The organism is Pseudomonas sp. FP2196 (genome assembly GCF_030687715.1).
Lineage (GTDB): Bacteria > Pseudomonadota > Gammaproteobacteria > Pseudomonadales > Pseudomonadaceae > Aquipseudomonas.
Genome location: NZ_CP117445.1, coordinates 3,796,458 through 3,816,487, shown reverse-complemented (window position 1 = coordinate 3,816,487; position 20,030 = coordinate 3,796,458). Strand labels below are relative to the sequence as shown.

General features: G+C 58.6%; 23 protein-coding genes. 10 read left to right on the top strand and 13 right to left on the bottom strand.

Features of this window, described 5'->3' with window-relative positions; translation table 11 throughout:
- Positions 1-1,115: 1,115 nt before the first annotated feature.
- From infA to aat, 3 genes are all read right to left on the bottom strand, one after another.
- Positions 1,116-1,334 carry a translation initiation factor IF-1 gene (gene infA / locus PSH79_RS17050; protein ID WP_002553999.1) on the bottom strand — a complete coding sequence of 73 codons (219 nt, stop codon included), beginning with the start codon at positions 1,332-1,334 and terminating at the stop codon, positions 1,116-1,118.
- A gap of 112 nt (positions 1,335-1,446) precedes the next feature.
- Positions 1,447-2,154, bottom strand: coding sequence for an arginyltransferase (locus PSH79_RS17045; RefSeq protein ID WP_305438587.1), 708 nt, complete (start codon positions 2,152-2,154; stop codon positions 1,447-1,449).
- A gap of 57 nt (positions 2,155-2,211) precedes the next feature.
- Entirely contained in the window at positions 2,212-2,892 is a 681-nt protein-coding gene (aat, locus tag PSH79_RS17040; RefSeq protein ID WP_305438585.1) for a leucyl/phenylalanyl-tRNA--protein transferase, read from the bottom strand.
- Between the two features lie 503 nt (positions 2,893-3,395).
- Here aat and PSH79_RS17035 point away from each other — a divergent pair.
- The 6 genes from PSH79_RS17035 to cysG all read left to right on the top strand — a co-directional run bounded on the left by PSH79_RS17035 (position 3,396) and on the right by cysG (position 11,097).
- Positions 3,396-5,804, top strand: coding sequence for a DNA translocase FtsK (locus tag PSH79_RS17035; RefSeq protein WP_305438584.1), 2,409 nt, complete (start codon positions 3,396-3,398; stop codon positions 5,802-5,804).
- Positions 5,805-5,870: 66 nt separating this feature from the next.
- The gene (gene lolA, locus PSH79_RS17030) at positions 5,871-6,491 is read left to right on the top strand and encodes an outer membrane lipoprotein chaperone LolA (RefSeq protein ID WP_008087013.1); all 621 of its coding nucleotides are present in this window, start codon (positions 5,871-5,873) and stop codon (positions 6,489-6,491) included.
- 218 nt (positions 6,492-6,709) lie between these two features.
- A complete protein-coding gene (locus tag PSH79_RS17025; protein ID WP_305438583.1) occupies positions 6,710-8,032 on the top strand; it encodes a replication-associated recombination protein A in 1,323 nt (440 codons plus the stop codon).
- Positions 8,032-8,406 (top strand): fluoride efflux transporter CrcB, encoded by a 375-nt coding sequence (gene crcB / locus PSH79_RS17020; protein ID WP_305438582.1) that lies wholly within the window; start codon positions 8,032-8,034, stop codon positions 8,404-8,406. Before PSH79_RS17025 ends, crcB begins: the two co-directional genes overlap by 1 nt.
- A 15-nt stretch (positions 8,407-8,421) precedes the next feature.
- Positions 8,422-9,702, top strand: coding sequence for a serine--tRNA ligase (gene serS, locus PSH79_RS17015; protein WP_305438580.1), 1,281 nt, complete (start codon positions 8,422-8,424; stop codon positions 9,700-9,702).
- On the top strand, positions 9,703-11,097 hold the full coding sequence (gene cysG, locus PSH79_RS17010) for a siroheme synthase CysG (RefSeq protein WP_305438579.1): 1,395 nt from the start codon (positions 9,703-9,705) through the stop codon (positions 11,095-11,097).
- Positions 11,098-11,230: 133 nt separating this feature from the next.
- Here cysG and PSH79_RS17005 read toward each other — a convergent pair whose 3' ends face one another.
- From PSH79_RS17005 to PSH79_RS16970, 8 genes are all read right to left on the bottom strand, one after another.
- Entirely contained in the window at positions 11,231-12,232 is a 1,002-nt protein-coding gene (locus PSH79_RS17005) for a glutathione S-transferase family protein (RefSeq protein ID WP_305438578.1), read from the bottom strand.
- 91 nt (positions 12,233-12,323) lie between these two features.
- On the bottom strand, positions 12,324-13,325 hold the full coding sequence (locus PSH79_RS17000; RefSeq protein WP_305438577.1) for a glycosyl transferase family protein: 1,002 nt from the start codon (positions 13,323-13,325) through the stop codon (positions 12,324-12,326).
- Positions 13,322-13,657 carry a TusE/DsrC/DsvC family sulfur relay protein gene (locus tag PSH79_RS16995; protein WP_305438576.1) on the bottom strand — a complete coding sequence of 112 codons (336 nt, stop codon included), beginning with the start codon at positions 13,655-13,657 and terminating at the stop codon, positions 13,322-13,324. Before PSH79_RS16995 ends, PSH79_RS17000 begins: the two co-directional genes overlap by 4 nt.
- Positions 13,654-13,947, bottom strand: coding sequence for a sulfurtransferase complex subunit TusB (gene tusB / locus PSH79_RS16990; RefSeq protein ID WP_305438575.1), 294 nt, complete (start codon positions 13,945-13,947; stop codon positions 13,654-13,656). The genes PSH79_RS16995 and tusB overlap by 4 nt, the downstream gene beginning before the upstream one ends.
- Positions 13,947-14,303, bottom strand: a complete 357-nt coding sequence (gene tusC / locus PSH79_RS16985; protein ID WP_305438573.1) for a sulfurtransferase complex subunit TusC — start codon at positions 14,301-14,303, stop codon at positions 13,947-13,949. Before tusC ends, tusB begins: the two co-directional genes overlap by 1 nt.
- A gap of 1 nt (position 14,304) precedes the next feature.
- Positions 14,305-14,697, bottom strand: a complete 393-nt coding sequence (gene tusD / locus PSH79_RS16980; protein WP_305438572.1) for a sulfurtransferase complex subunit TusD — start codon at positions 14,695-14,697, stop codon at positions 14,305-14,307.
- Positions 14,698-14,889: 192 nt separating this feature from the next.
- Positions 14,890-15,594, bottom strand: a complete 705-nt coding sequence (locus PSH79_RS16975) for a YoaK family protein (protein ID WP_305438571.1) — start codon at positions 15,592-15,594, stop codon at positions 14,890-14,892.
- Between the two features lie 25 nt (positions 15,595-15,619).
- On the bottom strand, positions 15,620-15,949 hold the full coding sequence (locus tag PSH79_RS16970) for a DUF6388 family protein (protein WP_305438569.1): 330 nt from the start codon (positions 15,947-15,949) through the stop codon (positions 15,620-15,622).
- A 134-nt stretch (positions 15,950-16,083) separates the two neighbouring features.
- Between PSH79_RS16970 and PSH79_RS16965 the strand changes: the two genes are divergently transcribed.
- On the top strand, positions 16,084-16,434 hold the full coding sequence (locus PSH79_RS16965; RefSeq protein WP_305438567.1) for a hypothetical protein: 351 nt from the start codon (positions 16,084-16,086) through the stop codon (positions 16,432-16,434).
- Between the two features lie 103 nt (positions 16,435-16,537).
- Here PSH79_RS16965 and PSH79_RS16960 read toward each other — a convergent pair whose 3' ends face one another.
- Complete coding sequence (locus PSH79_RS16960) at positions 16,538-16,963, bottom strand: N-acetyltransferase (RefSeq protein WP_305438566.1); 426 nt, start codon at positions 16,961-16,963, stop codon at positions 16,538-16,540.
- 149 nt (positions 16,964-17,112) lie between these two features.
- Between PSH79_RS16960 and PSH79_RS16955 the strand changes: the two genes are divergently transcribed.
- The 3 genes from PSH79_RS16955 to PSH79_RS16945 all read left to right on the top strand — a co-directional run bounded on the left by PSH79_RS16955 (position 17,113) and on the right by PSH79_RS16945 (position 19,511).
- Positions 17,113-17,550: a hemerythrin domain-containing protein gene (locus PSH79_RS16955; RefSeq protein ID WP_305438565.1), complete on the top strand. Its 438-nt coding sequence runs from the start codon at positions 17,113-17,115 to the stop codon at positions 17,548-17,550.
- 222 nt (positions 17,551-17,772) lie between these two features.
- A complete protein-coding gene (locus PSH79_RS16950) occupies positions 17,773-18,408 on the top strand; it encodes a lytic polysaccharide monooxygenase auxiliary activity family 9 protein (protein ID WP_305438564.1) in 636 nt (211 codons plus the stop codon).
- Between the two features lie 44 nt (positions 18,409-18,452).
- Positions 18,453-19,511 carry a chitinase gene (locus PSH79_RS16945; RefSeq protein WP_305438563.1) on the top strand — a complete coding sequence of 353 codons (1,059 nt, stop codon included), beginning with the start codon at positions 18,453-18,455 and terminating at the stop codon, positions 19,509-19,511.
- Positions 19,512-19,570: 59 nt separating this feature from the next.
- Here the strand turns inward: PSH79_RS16945 and PSH79_RS16940 are convergent, their stop codons facing one another.
- Entirely contained in the window at positions 19,571-19,981 is a 411-nt protein-coding gene (locus PSH79_RS16940; protein WP_305438561.1) for a hypothetical protein, read from the bottom strand.
- Positions 19,982-20,030: the final 49 nt, after the last annotated feature.

Genomic DNA, 20,030 nt, shown 5'->3' with positions numbered 1-20,030 from the left:
AAAGGCGCCTTCGGGCGCCTTTTTGTTATTTGGCGTTTGGGTTTTTTGGGGGGAATATCCGTTGCTGCGGTCACGGCTGCTTAGGGTTCCGCCCTTACGGCGGGTCACTTTTGGCAAACGCCCCAAAAGTAACCAAAAGGTCTTCGCCCTGACGTTCGGCCCGCTCGCTGGGGCTCGGGGTTCCTTCGCTCCGGAGTTGATCCGGGCGCAGCGTCTCCGGTTTGCTTCGCTGCACCTCCTCTCGCTGTGTTTGGCTGCGCCAAACGGTCGCTGCGCTCCCACGCCCGGATCAATCCCTCCACTCAGCCTGCCGACGGGCTCCCAGATCAAGATCAAAAGCTGCAGCCGAGCTAACGCTCATCCTGTTGAGTGGTGAGGAGCACAGCGTGGTCGGCTTTGGTTTTGTGGTGGATTCGCCCCTCACCTCAGCCCTCTCCCGAGGGAGAGGGAGCCGATTTTTGGGCATATCAAAATCTGAGTTCGACTCGGTATTTCACGTCGGCGTACCTCCCCCAAACACCTCGATCAGTCCCTCTCTCTCTCTGGGAGGGTGAGGGGCCGATTTGTTTGCTTTTTTGAGCCTGAGTTCGACTCGGTATCGCACGTCGGCGTAGCTCGCCTAAACACCTCGATCAGTCCCCTCTCCCTACGGGCGGTCCGACGTTTCGGGAGGGTTAGGGTGAGGGGCTGTTGATCTGGCTTGTGATCCTGCTTTGGCTTTTGATCTTTTGCCCCATCGGGAGGCCGAGCGGAGGTGTTCATCCGGGGGTAGGCGCGCAGCGCCGTGCGGCGCAGCCGCATACATCGAGAGGAGGTGCAGCGAAGCAAACCGTAGGCGATGCCCCCGGATGGACACCGTAGCGAGGGAACACTGAGCCTCAGCGAAGTGCCGTACGCCAGGGGCAAAGCCTTTTGCTTACTTTTCGCTGGGCCGGCATTCCGGCGTTTTGAAAAGTGAGTCGCTGTAAGAGCGAAACCGCCAGCGGCAGCACCCGCAGCAATGGATATGCCCCCAATCCCAATCCCAATCCCCAGCCCCAAACCCCAAACCCCAAACCCCAAAACGCAGATACAAAAACGCCCGGCATAAAGCCGGGCGTCTTGTATTGACTTGATTAGCGAGCGCGGTAAGTGATGCGCCCTTTGCTCAAGTCATAGGGCGTCAGCTCGACGCGCACTTTGTCACCGGTAAGAATACGAATGTAGTTCTTGCGCATCTTGCCGGAAATATGCGCGGTTACGACGTGCCCATTTTCCAACTCCACACGAAACATGGTGTTGGGCAGGGTGTCGACGACAGTGCCTTCCATTTCGAAGCTGTCTTCTTTCGACATGCAGTAAAGCCCTCGGTATCCAATGAATGGCCCGGTGCAACTGCGCCAGGCAAAAGCGGCGTGCATTGTGCCCGAAAAATGGCGTTTACGCCAAGGGGTTTACGGTTTGGGTTTAGTTCAGGATCACCCAGCGCTGATTGATCAGCAGTTCGATGGGGCGATATTGGGTCTTGTAGTTCATCTTTTTGCAGTTTTTGATCCAGTAGCCCAGGTAAACCGCTTCGAGCCCAAGGCGCCGGCTCTCGGCGATTTGCCAGAGGATGGCAAAGCGTCCCAGGCTGCGACGCTCTTCGGCCGGCTCGTAAAACGTGTAGACCGCCGACAAGCCGTTAGGCAGTAAATCGGTCACCGCTACGGCCAGCAACCGTCCGTCGAGTCGAAATTCGTAAAAGCGCGAGAAGGGCAGGTCGCGTACCAGAAACGTCGAAAATTGATCACGGCTCGGTGGGTACATATCGCCGTCGGCGTGACGCTGTTCGATGTAGCGCTGGTACAGCTCGAAATATTCTTCACTGAAACCCGGTTTCGCCGGTTGAACCTGCAAGTCGGCGTTGCGCTTGAAAATCCGCTTCTGCTGACGATTCGGGATGAACTGCGCCACCGGAATACGTGCAGGCACACACGCATTGCAATTCTGGCAATGGGGGCGGTACAGATGATCGCCGCTGCGACGGAAGCCCATTTCCGACAGGTCTGCGTAGACGTGCACATCCATGGGCTGACTAGGGTCGAGAAACAGGGTAGTGGCCTGCTCCTCGGGCAGATAGCTGCAAGAGTGAGGCTGAGTGGCATAGAACTTCAACCGCGCCAACTCGGTCATGATCAACCCTCGGGATAAGCTGGTGAATTAAGTGTAAGCCACGCGCGCAAAAGTCGCTCAGCAAACCCAGGTGGCACGATTGGGTTGGTCCAGATGCCGTGCCAGATAGTCCGCGAATTCCTGGCGGGGGATCGCCCGGGCGCCGAGGCTGTGCAGGTGGTCGGTTGGCATCTGGCAGTCGATCAGCACGAATCCTGACTCTTGCAGATGCCGGACCAGCGTGGCAAAGCCGTACTTGGAAGCATTGTCTGCGCGGCTGAACATCGATTCACCAAAAAAAAGCTGCCCCATTGCCAGCCCGTATAGGCCGCCGATCAGTTCACCCTGATCCCACACTTCAACCGAATGAGCGAAGCCGCGCCGGTGCAGTTCAACGTAGGCGTCTTGCATGGCCTCAGTGATCCAGGTGCCGTCGGCGTAATCCCGTGGCGCGGCGCAGGCGCGGATCACGGCATCGAAGTCCTGATCGAAAGTCACCTGATAGCGCTCCTTGCGCAGCAATTTGCCGAGACTGCGCGAAACATGCAATTCGTCGGGAAACAGAACGGTGCGTGGGTTGGGCGACCACCAGAGAATCGGCTGGCCTTCGGAAAACCACGGAAAGCAACCATGGCGATACGCCTGGATCAGGCGGTCGGCGGAGAGGTCGCCACCGGCGGCGAGCAATCCATTGGGGTCGCGCATGGCCTTTTCCAGCGGCGGAAAAGTCAGGGAGTTGCGTTGTAACCAAGTCAGCATGGCATCCAGGCTTGCGGAAGGGGAGGGCGGTGCGGGCTGTGCGGCCCGCGCTAAAGTGTGCCGTTAAATGACACGAATGTCGTGCCGATCCTGCTTGACGCAGGCAGGGCTGCAACTTGGTGAGCTTGCTGCGGTCGTAAGCGAGCGCTGCCGGCTGGCCTGCAGCCGGCCTGGCAATGCTTCGCTACGTTCATCAAATACACCTCATAAGCCTTTGTCACAAAAGGTAATGCATGCTCAAATTGGCTCATGGGTTGTGTACGCTTGGCTATGCTCAACACGGGGCTTTGAAGCATGGCATCAGACGCACAAACCCGTACAATGCCGGGCTGTTACAGAATATTCGCTGCGCGCCGTGTTTATAGCTGTATTTATAAAATCGGCAGCACAGTGTTAAAAGTAGTCTCAGTTGTGCCCTTCAACTTTTTTACCTGCCTGGATTGGGCAGTTTTTTATCGTCATTCAATAGATGGACGCGCCTCGGGCGCAGGAAAAGTAGCGTTTTGAAGAAATCCACCGAAGCACCAAAAACAGTCGTTCCGCTCTGGCGCCAACAGTTGCACTACCGGCTCAAGGAAGGTGCATTGATCGCCATCGGCGCCTTGTGCCTGTTCCTGATGATGGCCTTGCTGACCTACGGCAAGGACGACCCGGGCTGGAGCCACAACAGCAAGATCGACGACGTACAGAATTTCGGCGGCCCGGCGGGCTCCTACAGCGCCGACATTTTGTTCATGGTGCTCGGCTATTTCGCCTATATCTTCCCGTTGCTGCTGGCGATAAAGGCGTATCAGATCTTCCGCCAACGCCACGAACCGTGGCAGTGGAGCGGCTGGCTGTTCTCCTGGCGCCTGATCGGTCTGGTGTTTTTGGTGCTGTCTGGCGCTGCGCTGGCGCATATTCATTTTCACGCCGCCACCGGTCTGCCGGCCGGTGCTGGTGGTGCGTTGGGCGAAAGTCTTGGCGATCTGGCCAAAAACGCGCTGAATATTCAGGGCAGCACATTGCTGTTCATTGCGCTGTTCCTGTTCGGCCTGACCGTATTCACCGATCTGTCGTGGTTCAAGGTGATGGACATCACTGGCAAGATCACCCTCGATCTGTTCGAACTGTTCCAGGGCGCGCTCAACCGCTGGTGGTCGGCGCGTACCGAACGCAAGCAACTGGTGGCGCAACTGCGTGAAGTCGATGACCGCGTGCACGATGTGGTCGCACCGACTGTCACCGACAAGCGCGAGCAAGCCAAGGTCAAGGAACGCCTGATCGAACGTGAGCAAGCCCTGAGCAAGCATATGTCCGACCGCGAGAAGCAGGTGCCGCCGGTTATCGCGCCGGCGCCCGTCAAGGCGCCAGAGCCGAGCAAGCGCGTACAGAAAGAGAAGCAGGCACCGCTGTTTGTTGACAGCGCTGTGGAAGGTACCTTGCCACCGATCTCGATCCTCGATCCTGCAGAAAAGAAACAACTCAATTACTCGCCGGAGTCTCTGGCTGCGGTCGGCCACTTGCTGGAGATCAAGCTCAAGGAGTTCGGTGTCGAGGTCTCGGTGGATTCGATTCACCCGGGCCCGGTGATTACCCGTTACGAAATCCAGCCTGCCGCCGGCGTAAAAGTCAGCCGCATTGCCAACCTGGCGAAAGACCTTGCGCGCTCCCTGGCCGTGACCAGTGTGCGTGTGGTTGAGGTGATTCCAGGCAAGACCACGGTCGGTATCGAGATCCCGAACGAAGACCGGCAGATCGTGCGTTTCTCCGAAGTGCTGTCGACCCCTGAGTACGACAACTTCAAGTCGCCGGTCACTTTGGCTCTGGGCCACGACATCGGCGGCAAACCGGTTATTACCGATCTGGCGAAGATGCCGCACTTGCTGGTGGCGGGTACGACCGGTTCCGGTAAGTCGGTGGGTGTGAACGCGATGATCCTGTCGATCCTGTTCAAGTCCGGCCCGGAAGACGCCAAGCTGATCATGATCGACCCGAAAATGTTGGAGCTGTCGATCTACGAAGGCATTCCGCACCTGCTGTGCCCGGTAGTGACCGACATGAAGGACGCTGCCAACGCCCTGCGCTGGAGCGTCGCCGAGATGGAGCGTCGCTACAAGCTGATGGCGAAGATGGGCGTGCGTAACCTGTCCGGCTTCAATGCCAAGGTCAAGGAAGCCCAGGATGCTGGCGAGCCATTGAGCGATCCGCTGTACAAGCGCGAAAGCATTCACGACGAAGCGCCGCTGTTGCAGAAGCTGCCGACCATCGTTGTGGTCGTCGACGAATTCGCCGACATGATGATGATCGTCGGCAAGAAGGTTGAAGAACTGATCGCCCGTATCGCGCAGAAAGCGCGGGCGGCGGGTATTCACTTGATCCTTGCGACCCAGCGGCCTTCGGTGGACGTGATCACCGGTCTGATCAAGGCCAACATTCCGACCCGAATGGCGTTTCAGGTGTCGAGCAAGATCGACTCGCGGACCATCATCGACCAGGGCGGCGCCGAACAATTGCTCGGCCATGGTGACATGCTCTACATGCCACCGGGCACCAGCCTGCCGATCCGGGTTCACGGCGCGTTCGTTTCCGACGATGAAGTTCACCGTGTAGTCGAGGCGTGGAAACTGCGCGGCGCACCGGAATACAACGATGACATCCTTAACGGTGTCGAAGAGGCAGGCAGCGGTTTTGAAGGCAGTAGCGGTGGTGGCGACGGCGATGACCCGGAAGCCGATGCGCTGTATGACGAAGCCGTGCAGTTTGTACTGGAAAGCCGCAGGGCTTCGATCTCCGCGGTGCAGCGCAAGCTGAAGATCGGCTACAACCGTGCCGCACGGATGATCGAAGCCATGGAAATGGCTGGCGTCGTCACATCAATGAACACTAACGGTTCGCGTGAAGTCCTGGCTCCCGGTCCGGTACGCGACTGACCCCAAAAGCAACAGGCGGGACAATGATGTGCCGCCGCTTTCCCACGAGTATTCAAGAGGACTCCCATGCGTCTTATCCGCATGCTGCTGCCAGTACTGGCTCTGACCACACTCACGGCCCACGCCGATGACAAGGACGTGGCTCGTCTGACACAATTGCTTGAAACATCCAAGACCCTGAGCGCGAACTTCTCGCAGCTGACCCTCGACGGCAGCGGTACTCAGTTGCAGGAAACCACTGGCGACATGACCTTGCAGCGTCCGGGCCTGTTCTACTGGCACACCAATGCGCCGGCCGAGCAGACCATGGTCTCCGATGGCAAGAAAGTCACCCTGTGGGACCCGGATCTGGAACAGGCAACCATCAAGAAGCTTGACGAGCGTCTGACCCAGACCCCGGCGCTGCTGCTGTCCGGTGATGTGTCGAAGATCAGCCAGAGCTTCGACATCAGTGCGAAAGAGGCGGGCGGCGTGATCGACTTCACCCTCAAGCCGAAAACCAAGGACACGCTGTTCGATAACCTGCGTCTGTCGTTCCGCAACGGTCTGCTCAATGACATGCAACTGATCGACAGTGTTGGTCAGCGCACCAACATCCTGTTCACCGGGGTGAAGGCCAACGAGCCGGTTCCAGCGTCGAAGTTCAAGTTCGATATCCCGAAGGGCGCTGACGTTATCCAGGAATAAACCCCCGGATCTTGTGACGGGATGTTCTGGTGAGGGGCTTTTGTGGCGAGGGGATTGATCCCCGTTGGGCTGCGAAGCGGCCCCAAAACCTGCATTCAGGTTCTTTCTGAACACCGCACGAATGGTTTTACGACTGCTGCGCAGCCCAACGGGGATCAATCCCCTCGCCACAGGGTCATCAACAGGTTTCAGAAAATCAGAGGTTACAACGCTACGTGATGGATCTGTTTCGCAGTGCGCCGATTGCCCAGCCACTGGCCGCGCGTTTGCGTGCGACCAATCTGGATGAGTACGTCGGTCAGGAGCATGTGCTCGCTCGCGGCAAGCCTCTGCGTGAAGCGCTGGAGCAGGGTGCCCTGCATTCGATGATCTTCTGGGGCCCGCCGGGCGTGGGCAAGACCACGTTGGCGCGGTTGCTGGCGGAAGTCTCGGATGCGCACTTTGAAACAGTCTCGGCGGTGCTCGCCGGGGTCAAGGAGATCCGTCAGGCCGTTGAAATCGCCAAGCAGCAGGCCGGCCAGTACGGCAAACGCACGATTCTGTTTGTCGATGAAGTACACCGCTTCAACAAGTCTCAGCAGGATGCGTTCCTGCCCTACGTTGAAGACGGCACGCTGATCTTCATCGGTGCCACCACCGAAAACCCTTCGTTCGAACTGAACAACGCTTTGTTGTCGCGGGCCCGTGTCTATGTGCTGAAAAGCCTCGACGAAGCGGCGCTGCGCAAACTGGTGAGTCGCGCGCTGACCGAAGAGCGCGGCCTGGGCAAGCGCAACCTCACGTTGAACGACGAAGGCTTCCAGATGCTGCTGTCCGCCGCCGATGGCGATGGCCGGCGCCTGCTCAATCTGCTGGAAAACGCCTCCGATCTGGCCGAAGACGACAGCGAGATCGGCACAGAGCTGCTGCAAAGTCTGCTCGGCGACACGCGTCGGCGTTTCGACAAGGGCGGTGAAGCGTTCTACGACCAGATTTCCGCGCTGCACAAATCGGTACGCGGCTCCAACCCCGATGGCGCGCTGTACTGGTTCGCGCGGATGATCGACGGCGGTTGCGATCCGCTGTACCTGGCCCGGCGCGTGGTGCGCATGGCCAGCGAAGACATCGGTAACGCCGACCCGCGTGCGCTGAGCCTGTGCCTGGCGGCGTGGGAAGTGCAGGAGCGCCTCGGCAGCCCGGAAGGCGAATTGGCCGTGGCGCAAGCCATCACGTATCTGGCCTGCGCGCCAAAAAGCAATGCGGTGTACATGGGCTTCAAGACCGCTTTGCGCGCCGCCGCGGAAAACGGCTCGCTGGAAGTGCCGCTGCACCTGCGCAACGCACCGACCAAACTGATGAAACAACTGGGTTATGGCGACGAGTACCGCTACGCCCACGACGAGCCGGATGCTTATGCCGCCGGCGAAGACTATTTCCCGGAAGAGCTCGACCCGATTGCGTTCTACCAACCTGTGCCACGAGGCCTTGAGTTGAAGATCGGCGAGAAGCTTAACCACCTCGCCCAACTCGACCGATTAAGCCCCCGGCAGCGGAGAAAATAGTGATTCCATTGATTGTTGCGGTCTCCCTTGGCGGGGTTGCCGGCACCTTGTTGCGCTTTACCACCGGCAATTGGGTCAACGCCAATTGGCCGCGGCACTTCTATACCGCGACGCTGGCCGTTAATATCGTGGGCTGTCTGCTGATTGGCGTGTTGTACGGCCTGTTTTTGATACGCCCGGAAGTGCCGATAGAGGTGCGTGCCGGGTTGATGGTCGGCTTCCTCGGGGGGCTGACGACTTTTTCATCCTTTTCACTGGATACGGTGCGCCTGCTGGAAAGCGGGCAAGTGCTTCTGGCCCTGGGCTATGCGGCACTCAGCGTATTCGGCGGGCTGCTCGCGACGTGGGCCGGCCTGTCCTTGACCAAACTTTGATAACGAGAAACCGACATGCTCGATTCCAAACTGTTACGTAGCAACCTTCAGGACGTAGCGGACCGCCTGGCTTCCCGTGGCTTTGCCCTGGATACCGCGCGCATCGAAGCGCTGGAAGAACAGCGCAAGACCGTCCAGACCCGCACCGAAGCACTGCAGGCTGAGCGTAACGCGCGTTCCAAATCCATCGGTCAGGCCAAGCAGCGCGGCGAAGACATCGCGCCGCTGATGGCGGACGTCGAGCGCATGGCGGGCGAGTTGAGCGCCGGCAAAGTCGAACTGGACGCGATCCAGACCGAACTGGATTCGATCCTGCTCGGCATCCCGAACCTGCCACACGAATCCGTTCCGGTCGGCAAGGACGAAGACGACAACGTTGAAGTGCGCCGTTGGGGCACACCGACCGTGTTCGACTTCCCGGTTCAGGATCACGTCGCTCTGGGCGAGAAGTTCGGCTGGCTGGACTTTGAAACCGCCGCCAAGCTGTCCGGCGCACGTTTTGCCCTGTTGCGTGGCCCGATCGCCCGTCTGCATCGTGCGCTGGCGCAGTTCATGATCAATCTGCACGTCACCGAGCACGGCTACGAAGAGGCTTACACGCCTTATCTGGTTCAGGCGCCAGCACTGCAAGGCACCGGTCAACTGCCCAAGTTCGAAGAAGACCTGTTCAAGATCGCTCGCGAAGGCGAAGCCGATCTGTACCTGATCCCGACCGCCGAAGTGTCGCTGACCAACATCGTTGCTGGCGAGATCGTCGATTCGAAACTGCTGCCGATCAAGTTCGTTGCGCACACGCCGTGCTTCCGCAGTGAAGCCGGCGCGTCGGGTCGCGATACTCGCGGCATGATCCGCCAGCACCAGTTCGACAAGGTTGAAATGGTCCAGATCGTTGAGCCATCGACCTCGATGGAAGCGCTGGAAGGCCTGACCGCCAACGCCGAAAAAGTTCTGCAACTGCTTGGCCTGCCTTACCGCACCCTGGCGCTGTGCACCGGCGACATGGGCTTCGGCGCGGTCAAGACTTACGACCTCGAAGTGTGGATCCCGAGCCAGGACAAGTACCGCGAAATCTCGTCGTGCTCCAACTGCGGCGACTTCCAGGCCCGCCGCATGCAAGCGCGTTTCCGCAACCCGGAAACCGGCAAGCCTGAACTGGTACACACCTTGAACGGTTCCGGCCTGGCAGTCGGTCGTACCCTGGTAGCGGTGCTGGAAAACTACCAGCAGGCCGACGGTTCGATCCGCGTGCCGGACGTGCTCAAGCCGTACATGGGTGGCCTTGAGGTCATCGGCTAAATGAAATATCTGCCGCTGTTTCACAACCTGCGCGGCAGTCGTGTGTTGGTCGTCGGTGGGGGGGAAATTGCCTTGCGCAAATCTCGCCTGCTGGCCGATGCCGGTGCGCTGCTGCGGGTGGTCGCACCTGAAATCGAAGCACAACTGCGTGAGCTGGTCGTTGCCAACGGTGGTGAATGCCTGTTGCGTGGTTACGTTGAGGCGGATATGGATGGTTGCGGGCTGATCATCGCCGCCACCGACGACGAAACGCTTAACGCACAAGTGTCCACTGACGCCCATCGGCGTTGCGTGCCGGTCAACGTGGTCGACGCACCTGCCCTGTGCAGTGTTATCTTCCCGGCGATCGTCGATCGCTCGCCGCTGATCGTCGCGATCTCCAGCGGCGGCGATGCGCCGGTGCTGGCGCGATTGATTCGCGCCAAGATTGAAACCTGGATTCCTTCCACCTATGGCCAACTGGCTGGGCTGGCCGCGCGTTTTCGTAATCAGGTGAAAAGCCTGTTTCCGGATGTGCAGCAACGTCGCGGGTTCTGGGAAGACGTATTCCAAGGCCCGATTGCCGACCGGCAACTGGCCGGGCAGGGCGCCGAAGCCGAGCGTCTGCTGCAAGCAAAGATTGACGGCGAAGCCGACATCACCACCGGTGAGGTGTACCTGGTCGGCGCAGGTCCCGGTGATCCGGATCTGCTGACCTTCCGTGCCTTGCGCCTGATGCAGCAAGCCGACGTGGTGCTTTACGACCGTTTGGTCGCGCCGGCGATTCTAGACCTTTGCCGTCGCGACGCCGAGCGGGTTTACGTCGGCAAGCGTCGCGCCGAGCACGCCGTACCGCAGGATCAGATCAACCAGCAATTGGTTGATCTGGCCAAGGCCGGCAAGCGTGTGGTGCGGTTGAAGGGCGGTGATCCGTTCATCTTCGGCCGTGGTGGCGAGGAAATCGAAGAATTGGCAGCCCACGGCATTCCCTTCCAGGTGGTGCCGGGCATCACGGCGGCCAGTGGTTGCGCGGCATATGCCGGGATTCCGCTGACCCACCGTGATTATGCGCAGTCAGTGCGCTTTGTCACCGGGCACTTGAAGGACGGTTCCACCGATCTGCCATGGGCCGACCTCGTCTCTCCGGCGCAGACGTTGGTGTTCTACATGGGCCTGGTCGGGTTGCCAGTGATCTGCGAACAGTTGATCAAGCATGGCCGTTCGGCGGATACCCCTGCGGCGTTGATTCAGCAGGGCACCACGGTCAACCAGCGGGTCTTCACCGGCACGCTGGCCGATTTACCGCGAATGGTGGCGGAGCATGAAGTGCATGCCCCGACACTGGTGATCGTCGGTGAAGTGGTGCAACTGCGCGAGAAACTGGCGTGGTTTGAAGGGGCTCAGGCGCAGGTCTGAAGAGCGGGTTGAACCCAATCGCTGGCAAGCCAGCTCCCACAGGTTTTGTGTTGAAGCTTCAATTTTCAGCATCACACAAGTCCCTGTGGGAGCTGGCTTGCCAGCGATAAGGCCTTCAAAAACTGTAAAAATCTCAACCCCTCTGCCAAACCCCTTTGCCGTTCAATCGCGCCCGATCATGGGCCACAGTGAAATCCTGCTCCGGCCCTTTCGGCACAACTCCCGTCGGATTGATGGTCTTGTGACTGCCGTAGTAGTGATTTTTGATGTGCTGGAAATCCACCGTCTCGGCAATCCCCGGCCACTGATACAGCTCACGCAGCCAGTTCGACAAGTTCGGATAATCGGCAATCCGTCGCAGGTTGCACTTGAAGTGCCCGTGATACACGGCGTCGAAGCGAATCATCGTGGTGAACAGACGAATATCCGCTTCGGTCAGGAACTCACCGCTCAGATAACGGTTGGCACCCAGCACCCGTTCCAAGTGATCCAGTTCGGCAAATACTTCATCGAACGCTTCTTCATAAGCCTGTTGCGACGTCGCAAAGCCTGCGCGATACACGCCGTTGTTCACGGCTGGATAAATCCGCTCGTTCAGCGCATCAATCTCGTTGCGCAACGGCACCGGGTAGAAGTCCAGTTCATTGCCCGTCAGAGCGTCGAACGCGCTGTTGAACATGCGGATGATCTCTGCCGATTCGTTGCTGACAATGCGTTTGAGTTTTTTGTCCCACAGCACCGGTACGGTGACGCGGCCGGTGTAGTCGGGCGTGTCGGCGGTGTAGCGCTGGTGCATGAAGTCGAAGTGATTGAGCTTGTCGCCGGTCGATCCGAGAGTCTTGTCGAAGGTCCAGCCGTTTTCCAGCATCAGCCAACTGACCACGGAAACGTCGATCAGATTTTCCAGGCCTTTGAGTTTGCGCAGGATCAGCGTGCGATGCGCCCACGGACAGGCGAGCGAAACGTAGAGGTGATAGCGCCCGGCTTCGGCGGTAAAACCGCCTTCACCGCTCGGGCCAGGCTGGCCGTCGGCGGTGACCCAGTTACGGCGCTGCGCCTGTTCGCGCTGGAACGCGCCGTCCTTGCTGCTCTCGTACCACTTGTCCTGCCAGTGGCCATCGACTAATAAACCCATGTTCAAGACTCCTGAAACCAATAATCGTTGGAGTTGAGTCTATTCCGATGAGTTCGAACAAAAAGCGCAAAGATCGGGCGCGAATGATCGGTTAAATCGATTTATTCCGCGCTGCCCAGTATTGTTCAGCGGTTTCGAAAGCCTGCTCGCGGCTCTGGCCGAGACCGCGCAGAGCCAGGGCCATGGTCGAAATCAGCGCCATTTGCGGGTAGCTGTCGACCACGTCGCCGCGCCACACGGCTTTCAAATGCTCGACGTCCAGCGAGGCCGGTTTGACGTGGCGCTGTGCCGACAACTGCGGCCATTCCTCGTCCCAACTCTCGCCGCCGCTGGTGCCGTAAAGATGGCTGTCGGCATCGGGGTTGATCTCGATTTCACCGCCGTCGCCCTTCACCACAATCGCCGTGTCGCCGAGCAATCCACTGGCATCACGGTGCACGGCCTGATAGCCCGGGTGAAAAATGCTTTGCAGACCGCAGCGCGCGCCCAGTGGATTGAGAATCCGTGCCAGCGAGTGGATCGGCGAGCGCAGGCCCATGGTGTTGCGCAGATCAATCATCTTTTGCAGTTGTGGTGCCCAGTCCATCAATGGCATGAACGCCAAGCCGCCGTGGTCCAGTGCCGTCCCGACCTGCTGCCAGTTGCGGCACAGCGCAATGCTCAGCTCGCCCAGCAGTTGCTCGGTGTACAAACGCCCGGCGGTGTGCGCGCCGCCGCCGTGCATGAAGATGCGCACACCGTTCTGCGCCAGACACTTGGCTGCCAGCAGATACCAAGGCAAATGGCGTTTCTTGCCGGCGTAGGTCGGCCAGTCCAGGTCGACGTTCAGCGCTGGCGCCTGCAACCGCTCGCGCAGGGCCTCGGTGAAGCCGGCCATTTCTTCGGCGCTTTCTTCTTTATGCCGCAGCAACATCAGAAACGCGCCGAGCTGGGTGTCTTCGACCTTGTCGTCGAGCACCATGCCCATGGCTTCGCGGGCTTCTTCGCGAGTCAGGTCACGGGCGCCGCGCTTGCCTTTGCCGAGGATCCGTACGAATTGGGCGAAGGGGTGCTCGGCAGGTGTTTCGAGGGTCAGCGCTGGATAGTCGGTCATAGACAATTCGTCGGTTTGGGCAGGCCCGCCAGTTTTGCGGCGAGTTTGGCAGGGGTGCCTTTGAACAGTCGGTTCAGGTGCAGGCTGTTGCCTTTGTCCGGGCCGAGTTTCAGCGCGGTGTATTTGATCAGCGGCCGAGTGGCCGGGGACAGTTGGAACTCATCGTAGAAACTGCGCAGCAGTTCGAGGACCTCCCAGTGGTCGGGGGTCAATTCGATATCTTCGGCGGCGGCCAGGGCGCTGGCGACGTCGTGTGACCAGTCGCTGAGGTCGACCAGGAAGCCGTCCTTGTCCAGTTCGATGGCACGGGCGCCGACGGTCATGGAATTCATAGCCAGCTGTTGACCTTGTCGTGGTGGATCGACAGTTCGACAAAGGCCGGATAGTCGATGGCTTCGGCCCAGTCGGGAACGTCTACGGCGCGGGCTTGTGCATCTTCCGCCAACACGAACAGTTTTACTTGTCGGGTTTGCAGCGTGGCGAGCGGCGCGGTGCCCGGCTGCAAGGCATATACCGCGTCACCGGATAGCAGCAACGCGTCGGCACTGCCGATCACGCGCAGGCAGCTTGTCAGGCGATCGTCGCCGAACGGGGAATGAGACAACACATGCAAAGTCGACATCAGAGGGTGATCACCTGGTCGTAGCGGTCAATAAGGGCGGTGATTTGCTCGGCGGTGAGCGGTTTTGCTTCATCCAGCGACAGGGTATTCAGGCCACGGCTGGAGGCGCTGTCGGCACAATAGAACAGCTCTTCAACGCCGAACATTGGCAGCGCTTGCAGGTTGGCGCTCAGGTCTTTCTGTTGCAGGGCCTTGGCATTTTGCCCGGCGGCCAGTTGCAGCACGCCGTCATCGAGAAACAGCAGACCGATCGGCAGATCGAAGGCACCGCCGGCCAGTACGATGTCCAGCGCTTCGCGGGCGCCGGGGCCGGACCATGGCGATTGGCGGCTGATGATCAACAGGGATTTGGCCATCTCACGCGCCTCCGAAACAGATCAGGCGGTCAGCGTCTTGCACCGCGTCATGCATCTGGCCGAGGCCGGACAATTCCCACGGTGCGCTGACGGACATAGCATCACGCTGATAGCGCTTGGCTTCTTCCTCATTCAACACCCCGCGGCGCAGGGCGGCGGCGATGCACACCACACCGTCCAGTTGCTGCTCGCTGATGAAGGCGCGCCACTGCTTGGGCAAGTCCAGTTCGTCCTGCGGGGTGACTACCGCATCGGAGGCGTTGTAGACGCCGTCCTGATAGAAAAACAGCCGGACAATCTCATGCCCACCGGCCAGCGCAGCCTGAGCAAACAGCAGGGCACGGCGCGAGGAGGGCGCATGAGCGGCGGAAAACAGCGCAATGGCGAACTTCATGACTAACTCGATCAGCAAAACTGCGGCCATGATAAAGCTTTATCGAGTCAGCCGCGAAACCCAAGTTGCGTACGCACATAACCCTGTAGGAGCTGTCGAGTGAAACGAGGCTGCGATCTTTTGATTTTGCTTTTTAAAAACAAGATCAAATGATCGCAGCGTGCCGCAGCTCCTACAGTAAGAAGCACGTTTTCAGCGTGGCATGTAGCCGAGTTGCCAGCGCCGGGGGATTCTCAGAGAGAGCAGCCCGATGACCGCCGCCAGCACACCACTGACGAACATCGCCTTGAGCCCCAAGTGATGTTCCAGCACTGCGCCAAGAATCGCGCCGATAAACATCCCGCTCCACGGCACCAGTTGCACGCGCCAGCCACTGCGCCGCTCGCCGAGCATCCATCGGCCCAGTCCACGGCCGAACCGTGACAATGCACCGGTGACATAGGTCAGACCGACCGGCAGACCATTCACCTCTTCGACCGACGCATTGAGCATGCCCATCGCGATGATCGCCGCCAGCAGTGCCGGCAGTTGCGAGTCAAACGGCCAGGCCGCCGCCGCGCAGAGCAGGGTGGCGATACATAGCAGAAGCGGCAGCGCGCGTCGTCCGCCGAGACGTGCGACGAGTACACCCAAGGCATTTCCGACAATAAAGGTTGCGATGAGAATCACCAGGCGCCCGGTAAGCCCGAGATCGCCATCACTGATCGCCACCGCCAGCCGTGTGGTGTTGCCGCTCATGAACGAGACGAAGTCGCCGCTGGCCATAAAGCCGATGGCGTCGGTCATTCCGGCCAGCACCGACAGGCTGGCCACCAGCGCCAGGCCCACGCGGCCACGCCATTTCTGCGTGTGCAGATGGCCGGGACTGGCCCGGTGAGTCGAGGCGGAAGGCAGCATCGTCAATTGTTTCCTTGAGCGGCGGTTACGGTTCTATTCCATACAAGTCGCAATACTCCAGCCACTCCATGCCGGCCATTTCCGCCACTTCGCGGTGTACCTCCAGACGCTGGGCCTGATATTCCTCAGGTGTATCGGCTGTCAATTTCAAAGTCAGTTCCCAAGCGAACAACCCGAGGCTTTCTGCTTCCTCTTCAAAGGCTTCGTGCAGGCGTTCTTCGCGATATTGCGCCTGGGTTTCACCTTTGGCCTGAGCCAAAAGCGGATTGAGATGATCGAGGCTTTCGCGCAATTCGGGGCGTTCATCGAGAAACAGTTTCAGAGCGTGTTCATGTCGCTGATCGGTAGGCGCCATGTGTTTTCCTTGTGAGGCTGATGACCTTAGGTTGCCGCAGCGGCCTGCGCGTGTCGCGCTATAAATGCAGTAAAGCAGAACGATTCCGGCTGCTGCGGTGATACAGTCCGCTTTTTTCTGTATGAGCGAATGCAATGCGAATTCTGATGATGGCGCTGGCCGCGACGGTGCTGGCCGGTTGCGCGGGTTCGGCGATGGACGATGCTCGCACTAAAACTCCCTACAAAACCCTGACCTCGGACAAGCCTGAGAAAGTCGTGGCCCAGTGCGTACAATTCGCGTGGCAGGACGAAGCGGTGTTCGGCGCGGATGCCGGGGCTTATCTGCAACCGGGCAAGAAGGGCGGTTCGACGGTCTACACGCGTTCGGCGGAGTCGTTTGTCGATGTCAGCACGCAGCCGTCGGGCACGGCGTTGAGTTACTACGCGCAGAAGGACGATTTCGTGGCCAAGCGTCGTTTGGCGGCGTTGGCGACTTGCCTTTGATCATGCGTTGAAGCGGCTACCGCCATCGCCAGCAGGCTGGCTCCCACAGTGGAATGCATTCCAAAATGTGGGAGCGAGCCTGCTCGCGAAGGGGCCATCAAATTCAATCCATCAAGCGTTTCTGGAAAAAGTGCCGCTTGTGCCCCAGCGGATAATCCACAATCTCGCCACACTCGCTATAACCGACCTTCCGGTAAAACTCAGGCGCCTGAAATGAGAAGGTGTCGAGCCAAATGCCGACGCAATCTTTCTCCCGCGCAAACTCTTCGGCCATCTGCATCAATTTCGAGCCGATGCCCTGACCGCGCCCCTGTTCCGGCACTGCCAACAGTTCAATGAACAGCCATCGATAGAACGTGTGGCCATAAAGGCCGCCGAGGATCGCGTCGTGCTCGTCGCGAACCAAAAGGGCAAGCGGCTCCAATGTCGAGGGACCTGCTTTCGCGACGTTGTGGGCACGCAGTGGCGCCAGAATGGCGTTGCGTTGTTCTTCGTTGGGGTTCTGCGACAACTCGATACGCAAGTTCATGCATGACTTCCTTGTGGTGAGAACCCGCAGCCTATCCTGTGCAGGGGGCGTCTTCCAAGCCCCGCTGCAAACCGGTGGAACCGCCGCGCACGCGCTGTGGTCTAGCCTTTTACAGCGTCATTCCAGCACGCGGTTGATGAGGACACCCCATGAATATTTTCGAAGCCCTTCGCGAAAGCCATGACCGCCAGCGCACCTACGCCAAAGCCTTGATCGAGACCAGTGGCGATACGCCGGAGCGCGTCGAGGCCTACAAACAGCTCAAGGCCGAACTGCAAGCCCACGAAACCGCCGAAGAACGCCACTTCTACATTCCGCTGATGGAGTTCGACAATGGTGTCGATCTCAGCCGTCATGCCATTTCCGAACACCACGAGATGGACGAGATGATGGAGGAGCTGGATGAGACCGAGATGTCGAGCCCCGCGTGGCTGGCCACTGCGAAAAAGCTCTCGGACAAGGTCCATCACCACCTCAAGGAAGAGGAGCAGAAATTCTTCCAGATGGCCGGCAAGTTACTCAACGAAAAACAGAAAGAACAGCTCGCCGGACAGTACGAAAAGGAGTTTCAGGCGCAGTTACCGTGAGTCACCCATGCGGGATTTCGTGACTTCGACGTGTACGCCTTTGGCTAGGCGTCGAGTGCGAGTCGCCACAATGTACTGTATTTATATCCAGTGTTTTGGCTGTTTTACTGATTGTGTCGGACAGATTTGCGACAAAACCGCCGATGGACAAAAAAATCACCTCCGTTAGCTTAAAGGCCTCTCCTCGGAAAGGAGAGTTCTTAAATCAACGGAGTGAAAAACATGAATCAACCACAAGCACAAACCCAACTGCGACACGGTCGTGTCACCTCCCCGGCGAGCCGCGGTGCGGTCGCTATCGAGCAAGGATTGCTCGGTGCCTGGCAGGTCAATGAGATGGAAGGCGGCAAGAATTTCCCGGCCCTGACCGCAGGGCCTTTTCCGGCCCCGTATCAAACCGACAGTGACAGCGTCACACCACCTGCCGACGGCTACATTCTCAGTGGCGGCAAAACCGATCCGCGTGATTGCGTGAACTTCACCAATGAGGAGATGAGCCAAAAGCTCGGTCGTGCGTTTACCTGGCCGCTGCTCAATGTCACCCCAGGTCAGACCCTCGAAGTGAAATGGGAATACACCGCGCCGCACACCACTCGTGGCTATCGCTGGCTGATCACCAAGGATGGCTGGGACCCGAAACAACGCATCACCCGTGCGCAACTGGAAGCGCAGCCGTTCTTCGAGGACTTCTACACTCAGGTGCCTTACTACAGCCATTCAGCGGAGCTGAAGGCCAAGGTCAATCACTCGGTGAAGCTTCCGGCGAACAAGCAAGGTCATCACGTTATCGTCTTGATGTGGATCGTCGCCAACACCGGCAACGCGTTCTATCAGGCCTTCGATGTCGACTTCAAATAACGACGCAGCGTCGTCAAAACCCACACGTTCTGAAGGATTAGAACATGTCAAATATCGACTTCTCTTTAATGCAAAACACTGCGAGCGATGCGGCTTCATTGATGCCGAGCATTGCTCACAAAAAGATCCTCATGGGCTTCTGGCACAACTGGCCGGCGGGGCCGAGTGACGGATATCGCCAAGGCCGCTTTGACAACATCGCGCTGGAGGAGGTACCCAAGGAGTACAACGTGGTCGCGGTGGCCTTCATGAAGGGCAGCGGGATTCCGACCTTTAAGCCGTTCAATATGACCGATGCCGAGTTCCGCCGTCAGGTCGGCGTGCTCAACAGTCAGGGGCGGGCGGTGCTGATTTCCCTGGGTGGCGCGGATGCGCACATCGAGTTGCACAGCGGCCAGGAACAACCACTGGCCAATGAAATCATCCGTCTGGTGGAAACCTACGGCTTCGACGGCCTGGACATCGATCTTGAACAGAGCGCGATTGATTTCGCTGCCAACAAGACCGTCCTGCCGGCTGCGCTGAAACTGGTCAAGGATCACTACGCGGGCCAGGGCAAGCACTTCATCATCAGCATGGCCCCGGAGTTTCCGTACCTCACCAGCAGCGGCAAGTACGTCGGTTACTTGCAGGCACTGGAAGGCTACTACGACTTCATCGCCCCGCAGTTCTACAACCAGGGTGGCGACGGGGTGTGGGTGCAGGAGGCCAACAATGGCGCCGGCGCGTGGATTGCGCAGAACAACGATGTGCTGAAAGAGGATTTCCTCTACTACCTGACGGAAAGTCTGGTGACCGGCACGCGTGGTTTCACCCAGATTGCCGCAGACAAATTCGTCATCGGTTTGCCGGCCAACGTCGACGCAGCCGCCACCGGTTATGTGATCGACGAGACTGTGGTGGGGAATGTGCTTAAACGGCTGGCAATCAAGGGGCATCCGATCAAGGGCCTGATGACGTGGTCGGTGAACTGGGACAATGGCGTCAGCAAGGATCGTGTGCCGTACAACTGGGAGTTCAGTCGGCGTTATGGGCCGCTGATTCACGGGGTTCCTGCCGCTGAGCAGGCTGTTGGTGACATGCAATCGCTCATCGCTCGGTAGTTGCAAATAAAGAAGCCCGGCAGCGCTGCCGGGCTTTTCTTTTTTAAGCGGTTATTGCTTCAAGTAGGTAGCTGATGGGTAGCCTTGATCGAGTCAATCCATCGTTGGTAGTGTTTCTTCTGCTCTTCTATGTCGTTCGTTAGATCGTTTTCTTCGTAGTCAAAGATACGGACGATGTCTTCTTCATCGGTTGGATGCCCCGTCCTGACTTCGTAAGCAACCAGGCCTGCTGACATTTGGGAACTCATGCGGGAAGGGTGGACGTTTATTTTGGCGCCTTTGCATAGAAATTTGATGTCGGGGAAGTCTGATCTGATCAAGCCAAAGCAAATATATAAGTCGGAGGCGATGTGTGTGCTGGATTTACCGTTTTTCATAGTGAAGATAAGTGTCTTTGTTATTCGATCTATCACAATGCTTGCTCTTTCTCGATTTAAAGACTTGATGATTTCAATTGATACCTTTTTCATGTGCGGCAATTTTTTGTAATTGGCTTTATAGGGTTTTTTAAACTGTGTT

Coding starts and splice junctions, on each gene's coding strand:
- tusD (WP_305438572.1), bottom strand. CDS start 14,697: ATGAAGTTCGCCATTGCGCTGTTTTCCGCCGCTCATGCGCCCTCCTCG.
- tusC (WP_305438573.1), bottom strand. CDS start 14,303: ATGGCCAAATCCCTGTTGATCATCAGCCGCCAATCGCCATGGTCCGGC.
- PSH79_RS16950 (WP_305438564.1), top strand. CDS start 17,773: ATGAATCAACCACAAGCACAAACCCAACTGCGACACGGTCGTGTCACC.
- PSH79_RS17000 (WP_305438577.1), bottom strand. CDS start 13,325: ATGACCGACTATCCAGCGCTGACCCTCGAAACACCTGCCGAGCACCCC.
- PSH79_RS16995 (WP_305438576.1), bottom strand. CDS start 13,657: ATGAATTCCATGACCGTCGGCGCCCGTGCCATCGAACTGGACAAGGAC.
- PSH79_RS16960 (WP_305438566.1), bottom strand. CDS start 16,963: ATGAACTTGCGTATCGAGTTGTCGCAGAACCCCAACGAAGAACAACGC.
- cysG (WP_305438579.1), top strand. CDS start 9,703: ATGAAATATCTGCCGCTGTTTCACAACCTGCGCGGCAGTCGTGTGTTG.
- infA (WP_002553999.1), bottom strand. CDS start 1,334: ATGTCGAAAGAAGACAGCTTCGAAATGGAAGGCACTGTCGTCGACACC.
- PSH79_RS17005 (WP_305438578.1), bottom strand. CDS start 12,232: ATGGGTTTATTAGTCGATGGCCACTGGCAGGACAAGTGGTACGAGAGC.
- lolA (WP_008087013.1), top strand. CDS start 5,871: ATGCGTCTTATCCGCATGCTGCTGCCAGTACTGGCTCTGACCACACTC.
- aat (WP_305438585.1), bottom strand. CDS start 2,892: ATGCTGACTTGGTTACAACGCAACTCCCTGACTTTTCCGCCGCTGGAA.
- PSH79_RS17025 (WP_305438583.1), top strand. CDS start 6,710: ATGGATCTGTTTCGCAGTGCGCCGATTGCCCAGCCACTGGCCGCGCGT.
- serS (WP_305438580.1), top strand. CDS start 8,422: ATGCTCGATTCCAAACTGTTACGTAGCAACCTTCAGGACGTAGCGGAC.
- PSH79_RS16945 (WP_305438563.1), top strand. CDS start 18,453: ATGTCAAATATCGACTTCTCTTTAATGCAAAACACTGCGAGCGATGCG.
- PSH79_RS16940 (WP_305438561.1), bottom strand. CDS start 19,981: ATGAAAAAGGTATCAATTGAAATCATCAAGTCTTTAAATCGAGAAAGA.
- PSH79_RS17045 (WP_305438587.1), bottom strand. CDS start 2,154: ATGACCGAGTTGGCGCGGTTGAAGTTCTATGCCACTCAGCCTCACTCT.
- PSH79_RS16965 (WP_305438567.1), top strand. CDS start 16,084: ATGCGAATTCTGATGATGGCGCTGGCCGCGACGGTGCTGGCCGGTTGC.
- PSH79_RS16970 (WP_305438569.1), bottom strand. CDS start 15,949: ATGGCGCCTACCGATCAGCGACATGAACACGCTCTGAAACTGTTTCTC.
- PSH79_RS16955 (WP_305438565.1), top strand. CDS start 17,113: ATGAATATTTTCGAAGCCCTTCGCGAAAGCCATGACCGCCAGCGCACC.
- PSH79_RS16975 (WP_305438571.1), bottom strand. CDS start 15,594: ATGCTGCCTTCCGCCTCGACTCACCGGGCCAGTCCCGGCCATCTGCAC.
- tusB (WP_305438575.1), bottom strand. CDS start 13,947: ATGTCGACTTTGCATGTGTTGTCTCATTCCCCGTTCGGCGACGATCGC.